The sequence below is a fragment of the Chromobacterium sp. LK1 genome (assembly GCF_001043555.1).
GTDB lineage: Bacteria > Pseudomonadota > Gammaproteobacteria > Burkholderiales > Chromobacteriaceae > Chromobacterium > Chromobacterium aquaticum.
Genome location: NZ_LDUI01000031.1, coordinates 1 through 15,553, shown reverse-complemented (window position 1 = coordinate 15,553; position 15,553 = coordinate 1). Strand labels below are relative to the sequence as shown.

The following is a 15,553-nucleotide window of genomic DNA, read 5'->3' as shown; positions in this document are numbered from 1 at the left end:
CTCACCACCCCAGCCATTGCCGCGCCGCGGTCAGCGGCCGGCGCAGCGCGTAATAGATCAGCGGCACCCAGTCGCCATAAACGCGGGCGGTGCCCATCTGGCCCAGCCGCGGCTTGTCGCCGCCGACGAAGCGGGCTTGCAGCCGGTAGGCGAGCAGGCCGCCCTCCACCGCTTCCGCCTTGTAGGCGACGCGGATGATTTCCGCGTCGTAGGATTCGGTGGGCGATGCATTGGGGTAGAGGGTGATCTTGCCGCCGGGCGCCACATCGATGGCTTCCGCCGCCGGCAGCCAGGCGGCCAGCTCCACGTGGGCGGGATCGGCCAGCGTCATCACCCTTTCCCCCACCGTCACCGCCTTGCCCTGCCAGTCGTTGCGGTCGGAGAACACCACCACGCCGGCATTGGGCGCGGTGACGTGCAACCGTTGCAGTTCCAGGCCGGTGTATTCGGCGGCGATGCTTTTTTCTTCCAGCTTGGCGCGGTCCTGCGCCATCGCCAGCTTGCCCTTGTCGTCGGTGACCGCCAATTGGGCGCTGGCGCGGAAGCTTTCCTGCGCGGCGTCGCGTTCGCGCGCGGCCATCGCGAACTGGCCGGCCAGCGAGGTGGCGTCCAGGTCGAACAAGGCATCGCCGGCCTTGACGCGCTGATTGGGCTGCACCTGGATGCGATCGATGACGCCGCTGAGCGGCGCGCGCAGCAGCACCGGGTCCTGCGGCGCGACCTCGCCGCGCGCCAGCACGCTGAGGCGTATCGGCATGCAGGCCAGCAGCAGCGCGGCGATGAGCAGCCGCCGCTGCTTGCGGCCGGGCCGCAGCCATTGCCGCGCCAGTTCGCGCCAGTCGCGGCGCGGCGCGAAGCGCAGCAACGCATGGCCATAGCCGTGCGCCAGCTCCTCCGCCAGCTTGCGCTCGTAATCGCTCCACGGCAGTTCGCGCGCCAGCAGGCAGGCGCCCTGTTCGCCCAGGCGCAGCCACAGCGCATGGGCCGGCAGCCAGGACGCCCACTCCGCGGCCAGCGCCGGCGGCAGGTCGTCGGCGGCGATCAGCCGGCTGGCCTGCTCCGCGTCCGGCGCGCCCGGCTCCGCCAGGTGGCGGAACACGCGGGACAGCCATTGCATGTACGGCGCGGTGGGATCGAGTTCGGCCAGGCCGGACAGCGCCGCCACGTGGCGGTGCAGGCCTTCGCGCCATACCGCCGCCTGGCGGTAGGGCAGCAATTGCTGGCTCTCGTTGACGATGATGAAACCCAGTTGCTCGGCGCTGACGGCATCGCGCGCGCGGTGCAGCAACTGCAGCAGGCCGGCCAGTTCCCGGCTTCTATCGGCGTGCCCCATGCACCGCCTACTTGAAGCTGGCCCAGCCGCTCATCCCCGGCAGCAGGCTGGCGCCCTTGCCTTCGATGACGCCCACCGCGAGGATGGACTGGCTGACCGGGTCGATTTGCGCGCCCAGGCGCTCGATCTTGGCCGGAAAGCTGGCGCCCAGCTCATCCACCGCCACAGTGAACTTGCTGCCGGGCTTGAGCGTGGGCAACCATTTGGACGGCACCAGCATGCGCAGTTCCAGCGCGCCGGAATCGACGATGTCCAGCACCGGGTTGCCCGGGCTGACGTATTGATGCACGGCGGCGACGCGGCGCGCCACGCGGCCGTTGAACGGCGCGCTGATCACGCATTTGCCCACTATGGTCAGCATATAGCTGGCATCGGCGGCGGCTTCCTTGGCCTTGCCCTGAGCCTGGGCCACATCCAGCGCGCCGGCGGAATTGAGCTTGGCCAGTTGATTGTTCACCTTGAGCAACTGGCTGGCGGCCTCCAGCGAGGCCTGGGATTTGCGTAGCTGGGCGCGGTAGCTGCCGCAATCGAACTGCACCAGCGGCTGGCCCTTGCTGAAGCTGCCGCCCTCCGGCACCGGCAGCGCCGCGATCTTGGCGGCCACTTCGCCGGACAAGGTGACGGCGTTGCGCGCCATCAATTGCACGCGGATGCGGCCGTCGCTGGCATTGGTCACCGGCGCGGCCAGCGGCTTGGGCTTGGCCGGCGGCGTCGCCGCCTGGGCGCAACTGGCCGCCAGCAGGCAGGCCGCGGCCCTAAGTACCGTCAACCTCATGGCTTGCTCCCCGCCACCTGCCCCTGCCAACGCGTTTCCGCGCCCTTGAAGGCGGCGGCCAAGGCCGGCAGTTCATAGCTGGCGGTGCTTTCCGGCAGCGGATCCAGGCCCAGGCTGGAGCCCATCTGGCCATAGGCGTTCTGCAGATCGCCATAGCTCTGATACAGCCGCAGCGTGGAGAACACCGCGTTGGCGTCGGCCAGGATAGCCGGCAGGCGGCCTTGCACGCCGCTATCGGTGGCGTTGCGGTTCTGCACGTAGATGCGCTGCTCCACGTCGTTGAGTTCCTGCTCCAGCGCGAACTGGCGCGAGCGGCCCTGCAGGTCCAGGTAAGCCACATGCACCTGGGTCAGCACCGCCATGTTCAAGGCCATGCGCTGGGCCTTGGCCACTTGCAGCTGAGCGTCGGCGGCCTTGGTGATGGGGCCGGCGCTGAACAGATTGAGCAGGTTCCAGCTGACGCGCAGGCCGGCGTCGCTCCAGGAGTTGTTGACCAGGAATTTATTGCTGTCGTAGTTCTGACCGAGGCTGAACTCCAGGCCCGGCAGCAGCTTGGCGATGGCCTTGCGGGTTTCGGTGACGCTGATGCGCTCGTTGTAACGCGCCTCGTTCAGCTCCGGCCGATTCAGCAAGGCCATTTCCTCCATCTGACCCAGCTTCAGTCCCAGCGCCGGCGAAGGCAGGCCCTGCGGCACCGCCACCTTGAAATCGGTGCCCGGCTGCACATTCATGATGGCGGCCAGCTTGGGCTTGGCCTGGGCCAGCGCATTGCGGATCATGCCCATCTGACGGATCACGTCCAGCAGTTGGCGGCGGTAGTTCAGCGCTTCCAGCGGCGCGCGCAGTTTCTGCTTTTCCACCTGGCGCGCGTCTTCCAATGCGCGGTTGGTTTCGGCCAGCAGCGCATCGATGCGGCTTTCCAGCTGCTGCGCGCCCACCGCCTGCCACCAGGCTTCACGCACCTGCTGCATCAGCTGCTGCGCCACCTTGCGCTTGCGCTGCTGCAAAATCAGCATGCGGTCGGACTGCTGTTGCGCGGTGTAATAGCTGACGCCGAAATCCAAGACGTTCCAGCTCAGATTGAGGTCGGCGGTGCGGCTGCGCTTCTCCGAGGAGATGGACGGCACCAGCGATTGCTCGCCGGTGGCGACGTTCTGCGACGAGGAGGCGTTGTCCTTGTTGCGCGCGGTGTAGCCGGCGGCCAGCGCCAGCTTGGGCAGCATGTCCAGGCTGGACAAGTCCAGCTGGCGCTGCGCCATCGCCTCTTCCATCAATTTGACCCGGTAATCCAGGTTGTACTTCAGCGCGCGCGCCATCGCCTCCTGCAAGGTCACCGGCCCGGCCAGCGGTTCCTGGCTGCCGAACATGGCCTGGCGGTCAGCCGCCAGCGTGGCCTGGCGATCGCCCAGGCTCATCGGCGTGGGCGTCACCGCGCAGCCGGTCAAGGCCAGCGCGGTCAGCGCCGCCAGCACCGGATAAGCCCGGGATGCGCTCCCTTTGAATTGTCGAGTCATAGTGTCCCCTGAGTCTGATACTTGGATTACTTGTTGTTGATCTGTCCGCGCTCTCGCCGCCGGCGCCTCAAGCCACGTCCGCCGGCTGCAGCCATTCAGCCACTTGCTCGTCGAAGGCCGGCTTGCCGTGCTGGCGGAACTGCTCATGCAAGGCCGGCTTGCCGGATGCCGCCACTTTGTCTTCCGCCGCGGCGGCAGCCTGCTGGCCGCCACCGGATTTCAACTGCATGTGCGTGACGCCACGATGGCCGTTCTGATCGCTGACCGTCACTTCCAAGGACAGCGATTGGCTCCAGCCGGCCGGCGGCGTGCCGCTGAAGCGGCCCGTTTGCGGGTCGAACTTCAGCCAGGCCGGCAAAGGCTGGCCATTGCTCTGGCGTACCTGGATATTCAGTTGCGCGTCGGCGTTGCGAGTGATCACCGTGCCCGGCGGCAGGCTGAAATTGAAGCTTTGCCCGGCCTGCAACGGCCGCACGCCCAGATCCGGCATCACTTGCAGCGCGGCGCCGGCGCTGCCGCTCAGGCTGGACACGAAGGGCAGGCCGGCATTGCCGCGGCCAAACGCTTCGGTCGGCGTCGACGTGAAGCGGTCCTGGCCAAACTGGATCTGAAGGGGAATCGCCGTCTGCGGCCCGCTCAGCATCGCCGGCATCAGGCTGCCGACGCCGCCGGAGCGGCCGATATTGCTCACCGCGGCCAACACGATATTGGGCGTGATGGGGCCGACATTGATTACCGGCGCCGCATTCGACTGCGGCGGCGCTTCCGCCGGCGGTGCAGGCGGGAGCGTCACTGTCGTCGTGCCCCCCAACTGGTAAACCGGCGCCACCGTCTGCTGCTGGGTCACATTGCCGGCCAGATCCGCCGCGGCGCCGGACTTGAGCACCAGCGCCACCGAACCCGAGCCGCCGACCCCTGTCAACTGCACCACGTAGTGGCTGTCGCTGATGCGGACGATATTGCCGATGCTGGCGTTGGCACTGCCGCTGGTGATCACGCTCAGGTCGCTGGCGCTCAGGCCGACAATGGGTTTGTTCAGCACCAGATCGTAGCGCAGGCTGCTAGCGGTGCTGGAAGCCGGGTCCAAGCGGGTGAAGGACTGCGGAGCGGGCGCGGTGGTATCCACGGTAACTGTGAACGACGCCGACTGCGCGCTGATATTACCGGCCGCATCGGTGGCCGTGGCACGCACGCTGTGGCTGCCATCCGTCAACGCCTGGCTCAGATTGAACAACCAGACACCACTGCCGTCGGCGGTGGCTGTGCCCACTTGCACGCCGTCGATGAACACCGCCACCTTGCTGCCCGCCTCTGCAAGACCGGTGACGCTGGGGCGGTTGACATTGGTGACCCCGTCGCGGTTGCTGGAGCCGCTGTCGGTGACTAGGCTCAGACCGGTATTGGCCGGGCTGTCCGGCGCCACGGTGTCCACCGTGATGATGTAGGCCGTCGATTGGCCACTGGCGTTGCCAGCCAGGTCAGTCGCCGTGGTGCGGATACTGTGATTGCCATCGCTCAAGGGGGTGGTGATGTTGTAACTCCACGCGCCGCTGCCGTCCGCCGTCGCCGTGCCCACCGCCGTGCCGTCCACGTATACCGTTACCGTGCTATTGGCTTCCGCCGTGCCGGTAACCGTCGGCTGATTATTGCTGGTAATGCCGTCGCCGTGGTTGCTGCCGGTATCCGTCGCCGTGCTCAAGGCCACGCCAGACGGCGCCGCGGGCGCGCTATTGTCTATCACCACATTGAAAGCGCCGGACTGGCCGCTACTGACGCCGCCGCTGCTGACCACGGCGGTGATGGCGTGCGCGCCGGAACTCAGGCTGGACACAAAGCTATAACTCCATGCTCCGCTGCCGTCGGCGGTCACGCTGTCGATCAGTACGCCGTCCACGTAGATCCGGACCGTGCTGTTGGCGATCGCGGTACCGGTGACGGTGGGCGTGGCGTTGCTGGTGACGCCGTCGCTATGGCTGCTGCCGGTGTCGGTGCCGCTGGTCAGGCCGGAGACACTGGGCGGCATCAGCTGCATGTCGATATTGCGGGTGACCGCGGCGCTGTTCTTGGTCCCATCGTTGACGGTGAAGCTGACGGTGCGGGTGGCGGTGTTGGGCGAGCCGGCGGTATCGATGTAAGTGACCGCGCGCAGCGCCGCCTGCCATTGCGCCAGCGTCGCCGTCGCGCCGCTGGACGTCAGCGTCAGCACCCCGGTGCCGCTGTTGTAGCTGGCGCTGATGTTGCCGAAAGTGGTGCTATTGGTATTGCTGAAGGCCAGCACGTCCTCGCCGCTGTGGAAGTTGCCGGAGATGGACACCGTGGCGCTGGCCAAGGTGGTGTTGTCCAGATCCGACACGGTCAGGCCGCCGTCCACCGGCGTGGCGGCGCCGCCCACCACATAGGCGCCGGCGCTGCCGGTGGTGGTGGCGATAGGCGTTTGATCCGTGGCCGTCACCGTCACCGTGCGCGTTACCGTCGCGCTGTCCTTGCTGCCGTCGTTGACGCTGAAGCTGATGGTGCGGGTAGCGGTATTGGGCGTGACCGCGCTGTCGGTGTAGGTCACCGCGCGCAGCGCCGCCTGCCATTGCGCCAGCGTCGCCGTGCCGCCGCTGGAGGTCAGCGTCAGCACCCCGGTGCCGCTGTTGTAGCTGGCGCTGATGTTGCCGAAGGTGGTGCTATTGGTATTGCTGAAGGCCAGCACATCCTGGCCGCTCTGGAAATTGCCGCTGATGGACACCCTGGCGCTGGCCAGCGTGGTGTTGTCCAGATCGCTGATCGTGATGCCGGCATCCACCGCCACCGGGGTGGACGTGGTGTTGTCGCCGGCGGTGAAGGCGGCGCTGCCGCCGCTGGTGGTGGCGATAGGCGTTTGGTCGGTCGCCGTCACCGTCACCGTGCGCGTGACCGCCGCGCTGTCCTTGCTGCCGTCGTTGACGCTGAAACTGATGGTGCGGGTGGCGCTATTGGGGGTGATGGCGCTGTCGGTGTAGGTGATGGCGCGCAAGGCCGCCTGCCATTGCGCCAGCGTAGCCGTGGCGCCGCTGGAGGTCAGCGTCAACACCCCGGTGCCGCTATTGTAGCTGGCCACGATGTTGCCATAGAGACTGCTATTGGTATTGCTGAAGGCCAGCACGTCCTCGCCGCTCTGGAAGTTGCCGCTGATGGACACCCGGGCGCTGGCCAACGTGGTGTTGTCCAGATCGCTGACGGTGAGACCGGGGTCCACCGCCACCGGGGTGGACGTGGTGTTGTCGCCGGCGGTGAAGGCCGCGCTGCCGCCGCTGGCGCTGGCGATCGGGGTCTGGTCGGTGGCGGTCACCGTCACCGCGCGGGTGACGACGCTGCTGCTGGCGCTGCCATCATTGACCTGGAAGCTGACGGTGCGGGTGGCGGTATTGGGGGTGATGGCGCTGTCGGTATAGGTCACCGCGCGCAGCGCCGCCTGCCATTGCGCCAGCGTGGCGCTGCCGCCGCTGGAGGTCAGCGTCAGCACCCCGGTGCCGGCGTTGTAGCTGGCGACGATATTGCCCATGGTGCTACCGTTATTGGTGAAGGCCAACACGTCTTCGCCGCTCTGGAAGTTGCCGGTGATGGACACGGTGGCGCTGACCAGGGTCGGGCTGGCGCTGTCGGTGACGGTGAGACCGCCATCCACCGCCACAGGAGTGGAGGCGGTATTGTCGCCGGAGGTGAAGGCTGCGCTGCCACCGCTGGGGGTCACCACCGGCACCACGGCGACATTGACGGTGGAAGCCAAGGCCAGCGTGGTGGTGTCGACGCCGCCATTGCTGGTGCCGCCGTTGTCCTTGACGCTGGTCAGCGTCACCACGCGGTTGCCGGCGGTGGGGCTGCCATTGCTGTCGCGGTAGCTGATGCCGTTGATCACGCTGGCCGCGGTGCTGCCGGAGATGCCGCTGCTGCTGATGGAGACCGTGGCGGTGCCGCCGCTGAGCGATACGGTCACGCTCAGGCCATTGCCGCTGGTGGTGACCGAGTTACCGTTGCTCAGCGCCACATTGCTGCCGTCTATGGACAGGATTTCGCTGCTGCCGTCATGCAAGCCGGACACCGTCAGCGTCAGCAGAATGATGCTCTGGCTGGATTCAATCGCGCTGACGCTGGCGCCGCTGAACACCGTCACCGCGGAGCCGCCCATCGCGAAAGTCGGGTTGCTGGCGGTGGCGCTGGTGGTGGGCGCGTCGTTCACCGCCGCCACCGCCACCGTCACATTGCTACTGCCGGTACCGCCGCGGCCATCGTTGACACTGACGTTGACGGTGCGGGTGGAAGTATTCGGATCGTTGCTGCTATTGCTATAGGTCAGCGCCGCCACCAGGGTGCTCACCCGGGCCGCAGTGGCGTTGCTGTTGAAGGTGACGATCAGATCATGGCCGCCGACACCGTCGCCATTGCTGGCGATCACACCGATGGACACGCCGCCCACCGTCACCACGCTGCCCACGCTGGTGCCGCTGGACAGTGTCACCGAGCCGCTGGTGTCGACGCCCAGCACATCCTGGCTGCTCTGGCCATTGGCGGAGATGTGCACGGTCAGATTGCCGCTGTTGAAATTGGGGGTGTCGCTATCCGTCACCGTGGCCGCGGTGCCGGTATCCAGCTTCACCGCGCCGCCCTTCTCGGTGAAGGTGGAGCTGTCGCCGTTGAGGTTGCCTATCACCGGCGCGGCGTCCGCCGCCACCGTCACCGTCTTGGTCACTGCGCTGCTGTTGATCGCGCCGTCGTTAATGGCAAAGCTGATGGTGCGGTTGCCGGTATTCGGCGTCAGCGAGCTGTCGGAATAGGTGACCGCGCGCAAGGCCGCCTGCCATTGCGCCAATGTCGCCGTGGCGCCGCTGGAGGTCAGCGTCAGCACCCCGGTGCCGCTGTTGTAGCTGGCGACGATATTGCCCATGGTGCTGCCGTTGTTGGTAAAGGCCAGCACGTCCTCGCCGCTGCGGAAATTGCCGGTGATGGACACCGTGGCGCTGGCCTGGGTCGTGCTGTCGGAGTCGGTCAGGGTGATGCCGCCGTCCACCGTCACCGCGGTACCGGTGCCGCTGCTATAGGCGCTGGAACCGCCGCTGGCGGTCAGCGTCGGCGCGAAGCCGAAATTGATGGCGTTGATGGCGCCTATGCCTATCATGCCGGTCACATTGTGGCCGCTAGCGGCCAGCACCCGGAAGGAATCGATGCCCTGGAAGGCGCTATTGCCGGACACATTGAAAGTCACCAGCCCGCCGCTGCCTTGCAGCACATCGCCCACGTTCAGCGTCAGCGTCGCGCCGCTGACCGCCACGCCGTTGATGTAGCCGACCAATTGCAGATTGCCGCCGGAGGTGGCGGAATCGTAGCCATTCAGCACCACGCCGATGGAGTTCAGCGTGAAGCGGCTGCTGTCGTTGGACTTGACGCTGAAATAAGAGATGGGAATGGTGCCATCGCTATAGCCGTCCACCGTTTCCGTGGTCACCGCGCCGGCCTTTTCGACAATAATCGTCTGGCCGCCGTTATTGGTGGAGCCCAGTTGCAGCGAAAAATCCCAGCCTTGCAGGTTGCCGGCGTTCACCGTACTACCGGAGGGGTTATAGGTGTTGCCATCCGAGGTGCTGAAATCGGTGGTGCCCGTCACCGGCCGCGCCAACAGGGCGTCGTAGCTGAAATGCAAGGCATCCACGTCGATATGGCCGCTGCTGCGTTCCAGCGTCCAGTCTCCGCCCAGCTTCGCCGCGCCGGTGGCATCGGTGGACGCGGCCACGTCGGCATGGGTATAGCGGGACAGCGCGCTGACGAAGGCCGCGCCGCTGCTGCCGGCGGCGATGTCGCAGCCGTAGAGCAGGATGTCGCCGTCCGGCCGCAAGGATTGGCCTATGGTTTTCAGGTCCGCCTGGCGGCTGTCCAGCTTGGTCGTGGTCAGCTCATTGCTGCCCAGCATCAGGTCCGCGCTCTGACCATGGGAGATGATGTGGATGGCGGCATAGCCGTGATGGGTTTTGGCCCACTCGGCGATCTGGCTCAGGCCGTCCTTGCCGGCGTCCAGCACCACCACCTCCATGCCGGCCGGTACCTGCGCCACCAGGCTCTGGTAATTCACCACATTGGATTCGATGAACACCACCTGCTTGGGAGGCTGCGCCGGCGCCAGTATCGCGGCGATTTTATCGGCCAGATGCTCGGCCGGCATTTCACGCGGCGCAGCCGGCGCATCCGGCTGGGCGCGCTCGGCCGGATGCGGCACATCCGCATGCGCGACGGCGGTGGCGGCCGTGGCCGCCACCGCGCCGTCGAACATCAACCTGGGCTCCAGGGCCTGCAATAACAGGCGCGAGCGCTTGGGTGCCGGCGTCTTCTTGTCACTACCTTGCGATTGCCCCGCTGATTTCCACCATCCCATCTCGCTCTCCCGGATTATTTCAACTCAGCGCCCAGATCGCACCACGCTCGCGCCCTACTTCCAAAAAGCTGCTTAGCGGATTAAAACCTAGAATCAAAGCAAAAATAAATGACAATTAAATAAATCAAAATCAGTACAATAAATTAGCAAACAGCACAGCATGCAAGCTGACAAAAGCTGTCAAACACCAAAACGATGCTTCCCTCATTAAAAATAGTTGTTCCTCATGCGAAGCAAGCTAAGTGCAAATACGTAGTTCAGCGAATATTTCATGCATATCGGCAGTAAATCCGCCGCCGGCTTGCCCTGGACCGCGCCATCCCGTATCGTTCCAGCGCCGTTTTCACCAAGGATTTGCCGACATGCCCGCCACCCCGCTGTATTGCGCCGCCGCCGCGCGCCAGGACGCCGCCCGCGCGCTGGCCGAGCGCTTTGCCCTGCCGCTGCTGACGCAGAGGCCCGAGCAAGGCTATTGGCTGGAATTGGGCGAGGAGCGGCTGGAACTGCTGACCACCGGCAAGCACGGCGCGGTGTATGCGGAATTCGTCGAGGGCGCGGCCAAGCATCGGCGCGAACAGGGCGGCGGCCGCGGCCAACCGGTGGCCAAGGCCATCGGCCTGAAAGGCGCCAAGGAACTGCCCTATGTGGTGGACGCCACCGCCGGCCTGGGCCGCGACAGCTTCGTGCTGGCCGGCCTGGGCTGCCGCGTCACCCTGGTGGAACGCTCGCCGGTGGCCGCCGCGCTGCTGGCCGACGCGCTGCAACGCGCCGCCGCCCACCCGGACACCGCCGACATCGCCGCGCGCATGCATCTGGTGCACGCCAGCTCCATCGCCTGGCTAGCCTCCCTGAGCGAGGCCGAGCGCCCGGACGTGGTGTTCGTCGATCCGATGTTCCCGGACACCGACAAGAAAAGCGCCGCCGCCAAGAAGGACATGCAGGCCTTCCAGCAGGTGATAGGCGACGATCAGGACAGCGCCGCGCTGCTGCAAGCCGCCATCGCCGCGGCCAAGAACCGCGTGGTGGTAAAGCGGCCGCGGCTGGGCGCGGCCATCGAAGGCGTGAAGCCGTCCGCGGTGCTGGACGGCAAGTCCACCCGTTTTGATCTTTACGTGATCAAGGCTCTCCGTTCTTAGAGCCTGTTCAAAGTCTCGCGAGCAAGAGCGAGACAAGGCGAAAACGAGCGAAAAAGCGGAATGTACGAGTGGTACATGAGCATTTTGAGCTGGTTTTCAACGCCGTATCGCCGAAGCGCAGCAGACTTTGAACAGGCTCTTAAAGCGGCGATCAAAAATTAGCTCTGCGTCTGAGGCAAGGCGCGCCGACGCAGAAAACGAAGTTTCTGCGAAGCTACAGTACCAATCGTACGACCAGGAGGCGCAACGCCGCATCAGGGTTTTTGGTCGCCGCTTTTAATCGGGCGCTTGCACCCGCTCGTTCATCCCATAATCCCGCAACACCGCCGCCACCCGCAGCCGGTAATCGGCGAACAAGGCCTCCCGCCCCTGCCGCTGCGCCGCGCGGTGTGGCTCCAGCCGCCGCCAGGCCGCCACCGACGCCTCATCGCGCCAGAACGACAGCGACAACATCTTCTCCGGCCGATTCAGGCTGGAGAAGCGCTCGATCGACAGGAAACCGTCCGCCTCCGCCAGCTCCCGCCCCAGGCGCTCCGCCCAGCCCAGATAGCCGTCCCGGCCGCCTTCGGCCAGCTCCACCTCGAAAATCACCGCAATCATCCCGCTCTCCCTTCCTTGCCATAAATGCGCACCCGCGCGTTGGGCAGCCGGCGAAAACGCGCCGCCGCCGTCAAGTCTTGCCAATCCGGCCGCGCCGCCGCCAATGCCGCCAGGCCGCCGCGCGCGATCTCCAGCGCCAGCACCCGGCCCGGGCAGGCATGCCGCCCGGCGCCGAACATCAAGGCCTCGCCCGGCCCGGCCGGGTCCAAAGCCGCCGCCGCCAACACCACCAATACCGAAGCGCCGGCCGGCACCGTCTGGCCGCCATAGGACCAATCCCGCGCAACGAAACGCCGGGTGTTGTGCAAGACCGGGTCCCGCAAGGCCAGCCCATCCCACTCCGCCGCCGCGCCCGCCGCCAGCGGCCGGCCCTGGGCCTGATGCCACACCGCGGCGGCGAACAGGCCGGCGCCGGCGTCCAGGCTCTGGAACAATAGGCCGATCACATTCGCCGTCAGCGTCGCCTCATCCGGCGCCAATTCATTTCTTAGCTCAGCCAGCATGCCGCCGGCTCGTGGCAAGACCTCCGCCACCCGCGCCTGCAAAGCCGTCAACGCCTGTTCTCCGCGCACCAGCGCTTCAGCGTCGGCATCCGCCGCCAGCGCTTGCGCCACCGCAGCCACCGCTGTGACCAAGGCTGGCGCATCCGCCGCCGGCAGACCCAGCAAGCCGGCCAGCGTCAGCACCGGCAGGCCCTGCGCCATCCGGTCCAGCACCTCGCCGTTCAACGGCTCGCGCATCAGCCAGTCCCGCGCCAGGCTTTCCGACAAGCGCCGGGCCTCCTCGCCCGCCGCCATCGCCAAGGCCCGGCTCAAGGCCGCCTTCAGTGCCGGATGGCGCGGCGCCTCGCTCATCCGCGCCCACAGACAGAACGTGCGCGCCAAGCCGCCATCGCCCAACTGCGGCGGCACCGGCTGATCCAGCGGCCGCACCCGGCACTCCGGCGCGGCCAACACCGCCTGCGCCGCCGCGTGGCCGGCCGCCACCCACAAGCCCAGGCCGGCGTCAAAATACAGCGGCCGCCGCTGCGCCAGATCCTGGTAATAGGGATAGGGATGGGCGTGAGTCACCGCCGCCAGCGGGTCCAAAGGCCAGGCGCTCATGCCGCCTCCGTCAGGTAAAGCCGCCGCGTCAGCTCCACGCAGCGGGCACGCGAACTGGCCGCCCGCTCATGCGGCGCAAACGGCGCCGCCACCCCATCCAGCACCGTCACCGCCCAGGCCAGGCGCTCGCGCCGGGCCGGGTCCAGAGCGGGTCGGCTTTGCCGCTCGGTCAGCGCGTCGATCAAGGACACCAGCGCCTCCTTCTGCGCAATCTCCCCCGGCAAGCCGGCGCGGGTGCACACCCCGTAGCCGCCGGCCAGGAAATCCCGCCACGCCGCCTCCCAATCCGGCTCCGCCTCGGCGCGCGGCAGCTCCAGCGCCGCCAGCCCAGCGCGCCACTGCCGGCCGAAACAGGCGCGCAAGCGCTCCGGCTCGCCGTCCAAGGCCAGCGCCTGGCCCAGCCAGCACAACATGCCCTGCGGATACCAGGCCGACTCCGCGCTCAGCGCCGCCGCGCCCATGCAGGACGCCACCTCCCCCCTCTGCGTCAGCCGGTAGGACGGCCATGGCGCCGCGCCGGCCCGCTGCCAGGCGCGCAAGGTGTCCAGGCTCACGCCGCTGCGCGCCAACAGCTCCGGTTCCGCCAGAAAATGACGGCGCAAATAGTCCAGCAAATCCTCCACTCCCGCTCTCCTTGTTCAAGCTTGACGATGGGTTTATCGTAGCCGGCGGCATCCGCCAAAGTTTCAGCCGAGGATGAACCATGCTTGCAGCCCCGCACGACCGCATACCCGACATCAGCCGCCTGGCCAGCCTGCTGGCCGACCCCGGCCGCGCGCTGATGCTGCTGCTATTGCAAGACGGCCGCCTCTACCCGGCCAGCGATCTGGCCCAGGCCGCCGGCCTGTCGCCGCAAGCGGCCAGCAACCATCTGGCCAAGCTGCTGCATGGCCAGGCAGTGCGAGTGGAACAGCGCGGCCGCCACCGCTATTACGGCCTGGCCAGCCCGGCCATCGCCCACGCGCTGGAAGCGCTGTCCGCCGCCGCCGGCGAAAACCGGAGCGCGGTGCGCCCCAAGGGCAATGCCGACATCCGCCTGGCGCGCAGCTGCTACGACCACCTGGCCGGCCGGCTGGGCATCGCCGTCGCCGACTTCCTGCAACAGCAGCAACTGCTGCAACGGCGCGAGGAGCGCGAGTTCGCGGTGACGCCGGCCGGCGCGGACTGGCTGGCGGCGCGGCTGGACATTCAACTGGCCGGCATCGCCCGCCCGCGCCGGCCCTTGGCGCGCGCCTGCCTGGACTGGAGCGAACGCCGCGACCACATCGCCGGCAGCCTGGGCGCGGCCTTGTGCCAAGCCTTCTTGCAGCGCGGTCTGACCGAGCGCCGCAGCGACAGCCGCGCCTTGCGGATCACGCCGGCCGGTTATGCCTTCTTGAAGCAGGAATGCGGGGTGGGCAGCGAGCAGCTGCAAGGGGAATGAGGCGGTTTGGTGGCATCGCCAAACGACGCCACCCACCTGGCAAACAGGCGGGCGGCGCTACCCGCCGTGACGACTTAGTGCTTGCGGCCGAAGCGTTCTTCCAATTGCCTGCGCCAGATCCTGCCCTCATGCGTGCGGTGGTAATGGTCCACATAAGGGAAGACCTTGAGGTGCAGCGCGCTCAGCAACAGCGCGTGTTCCAATAGATTGAAGAAGCCTATCCAGTAGCCGCGGCCATCGATGTCGTCAAAGTCGATATCTCGGGCGATGCGGCTGAGCAAGCCGCCTCCGGCATAGGGCTGGTTGTCCTTCAGCCATTGCAACAAATGGCCGGCGCATTCGCGGCCATAGGCAGCATTGGCGGCAAAGTCGTCATTGGGGGCCGGCATTTGCCAGTAATGCGGGTAACTGCGTTCTGGCAGATAGCTGACGAAGGGAAGCAGGGTGTCTTGTTGTTCGTGGGCCGGCAGTTTGTAGCGGCGACGGCGGGGGAAGGAGTGAGTTTGTTGCATGGTGTTTCTCCTGCTGTGACACAAGATAAACCACCTGCCGGGAGAAGCGGAGGAATTAGGCAGGCGCGTGGCAGGATTGGCGTACCGGAACAAACTAACCGGCGAGTGCAGGCACTCTCCCACAACGCACCTGCCAATCAGGTACAGCCATGGAGAGATGACGAATATATGCGCAGAGGCCTATATCCGAGTTTGTTAACGAGACGCCAATCCCGTGTGCCGCATGTGGGCGGCAACGGGGGGATTGTTGCTGAGGGAGTGCTTGGGGTCAAGGTGGGGTGGTTGCTTTGCTTGAGTGTGGCTTACTTGTTGAGTGATCTGGTTTTGAATCCGCTGCACGGATATTGATTTAGGGCTGGTTCCGCCCGGCGAGCAGGCCTGAAGGAACCAGGGGTGTGTCGGATACGTGCGTTCTTTATAGGTAACAAGACTTACCCACAGAAAAGAGCAATGGAGCCAAGTTATCCACAAGAATGACCCACTTCGCTAAACCGCCCCTCTTATTCAAAAAAAGACCACCTTGTGTAGCGCCCAAGTGTCCCCTCGGGGCGCGCCGGAGAAAAAGAGGTCTGCAAGGTCTTAAGCGGCTGCTTTGTTTGAGCGATTTGACGCTAGCAAATCGCGAGTTCAGCCGCGCCTTGCAGACCTCTTTTTCTTCGGGGTTTCGTGTCCTGGGGGACGAGGGGGGCTGGAAGGGGGCGGCGGCCCGCCCCCTCCCCGTTCGCCGGGCGGAACCGGCCCTAAATCATTATCCGCGTAGCGGATTCAA

10 protein-coding genes are annotated in these 15,553 nt (G+C 66.4%); 2 read left to right on the top strand and 8 right to left on the bottom strand.

Features of this window, described 5'->3' with window-relative positions:
* Position 1: 1 nt before the first annotated feature.
* The 4 genes from VI26_RS14075 to VI26_RS14060 form a co-directional block, all read right to left on the bottom strand.
* Positions 2–1,333, bottom strand: a complete 1,332-nt coding sequence (locus VI26_RS14075) for an efflux RND transporter periplasmic adaptor subunit (RefSeq protein WP_048410394.1) — start codon at positions 1,331–1,333, stop codon at positions 2–4.
* A 7-nt stretch (positions 1,334–1,340) separates the two neighbouring features.
* On the bottom strand, positions 1,341–2,108 hold the full coding sequence (locus VI26_RS14070; RefSeq protein WP_048410393.1) for an efflux RND transporter periplasmic adaptor subunit: 768 nt from the start codon (positions 2,106–2,108) through the stop codon (positions 1,341–1,343).
* Positions 2,105–3,622 carry a TolC family protein gene (locus tag VI26_RS14065; RefSeq protein WP_048410392.1) on the bottom strand — a complete coding sequence of 506 codons (1,518 nt, stop codon included), beginning with the start codon at positions 3,620–3,622 and terminating at the stop codon, positions 2,105–2,107. Before VI26_RS14065 ends, VI26_RS14070 begins: the two co-directional genes overlap by 4 nt.
* A 67-nt stretch (positions 3,623–3,689) precedes the next feature.
* Positions 3,690–10,010 carry a DUF4347 domain-containing protein gene (locus tag VI26_RS14060; protein WP_048410391.1) on the bottom strand — a complete coding sequence of 2,107 codons (6,321 nt, stop codon included), beginning with the start codon at positions 10,008–10,010 and terminating at the stop codon, positions 3,690–3,692.
* 362 nt (positions 10,011–10,372) lie between these two features.
* Here VI26_RS14060 and VI26_RS14055 point away from each other — a divergent pair, with 362 nt between their 5' ends.
* On the top strand, positions 10,373–11,146 hold the full coding sequence (locus VI26_RS14055) for a class I SAM-dependent methyltransferase (RefSeq protein WP_048410390.1): 774 nt from the start codon (positions 10,373–10,375) through the stop codon (positions 11,144–11,146).
* A 276-nt stretch (positions 11,147–11,422) separates the two neighbouring features.
* Here VI26_RS14055 and VI26_RS14050 read toward each other — a convergent pair whose 3' ends face one another.
* The 3 genes from VI26_RS14050 to VI26_RS14040 are packed head-to-tail and all read right to left on the bottom strand — an operon-like array spanning position 11,423 to position 13,472.
* Positions 11,423–11,746: an antibiotic biosynthesis monooxygenase gene (locus tag VI26_RS14050; RefSeq protein ID WP_048410389.1), complete on the bottom strand. Its 324-nt coding sequence runs from the start codon at positions 11,744–11,746 to the stop codon at positions 11,423–11,425.
* Positions 11,743–12,849: a hypothetical protein gene (locus tag VI26_RS14045; protein ID WP_048410388.1), complete on the bottom strand. Its 1,107-nt coding sequence runs from the start codon at positions 12,847–12,849 to the stop codon at positions 11,743–11,745. The genes VI26_RS14050 and VI26_RS14045 overlap by 4 nt, the downstream gene beginning before the upstream one ends.
* Positions 12,846–13,472, bottom strand: a complete 627-nt coding sequence (locus tag VI26_RS14040; protein ID WP_048410387.1) for a DUF6058 family natural product biosynthesis protein — start codon at positions 13,470–13,472, stop codon at positions 12,846–12,848. Before VI26_RS14040 ends, VI26_RS14045 begins: the two co-directional genes overlap by 4 nt.
* Positions 13,473–13,552: 80 nt before the next feature.
* Between VI26_RS14040 and VI26_RS14035 the strand changes: the two genes are divergently transcribed.
* Entirely contained in the window at positions 13,553–14,272 is a 720-nt protein-coding gene (locus tag VI26_RS14035) for a helix-turn-helix transcriptional regulator (RefSeq protein ID WP_048410386.1), read from the top strand.
* A 74-nt stretch (positions 14,273–14,346) separates the two neighbouring features.
* On the opposite strand, the gene VI26_RS14030 is transcribed toward VI26_RS14035, so the two are convergent.
* Positions 14,347–14,784: a hypothetical protein gene (locus VI26_RS14030; protein ID WP_048410385.1), complete on the bottom strand. Its 438-nt coding sequence runs from the start codon at positions 14,782–14,784 to the stop codon at positions 14,347–14,349.
* Positions 14,785–15,553 lie beyond the last annotated feature (769 nt).

Excerpts from the sequence above, each read along its gene's own strand:
- VI26_RS14050 (WP_048410389.1), bottom strand. The coding sequence starts at position 11,746 with ATGATTGCGGTGATTTTCGAGGTGGAGCTGGCCGAAGGCGGCCGGGAC.
- VI26_RS14055 (WP_048410390.1), top strand. The coding sequence starts at position 10,373 with ATGCCCGCCACCCCGCTGTATTGCGCCGCCGCCGCGCGCCAGGACGCC.
- VI26_RS14035 (WP_048410386.1), top strand. The coding sequence starts at position 13,553 with ATGCTTGCAGCCCCGCACGACCGCATACCCGACATCAGCCGCCTGGCC.
- VI26_RS14070 (WP_048410393.1), bottom strand. The coding sequence starts at position 2,108 with ATGAGGTTGACGGTACTTAGGGCCGCGGCCTGCCTGCTGGCGGCCAGT.
- VI26_RS14030 (WP_048410385.1), bottom strand. The coding sequence starts at position 14,784 with ATGCAACAAACTCACTCCTTCCCCCGCCGTCGCCGCTACAAACTGCCG.
- VI26_RS14075 (WP_048410394.1), bottom strand. The coding sequence starts at position 1,333 with ATGGGGCACGCCGATAGAAGCCGGGAACTGGCCGGCCTGCTGCAGTTG.
- VI26_RS14045 (WP_048410388.1), bottom strand. The coding sequence starts at position 12,849 with ATGAGCGCCTGGCCTTTGGACCCGCTGGCGGCGGTGACTCACGCCCAT.
- VI26_RS14065 (WP_048410392.1), bottom strand. The coding sequence starts at position 3,622 with ATGACTCGACAATTCAAAGGGAGCGCATCCCGGGCTTATCCGGTGCTG.
- VI26_RS14060 (WP_048410391.1), bottom strand. The coding sequence starts at position 10,010 with ATGGGATGGTGGAAATCAGCGGGGCAATCGCAAGGTAGTGACAAGAAG.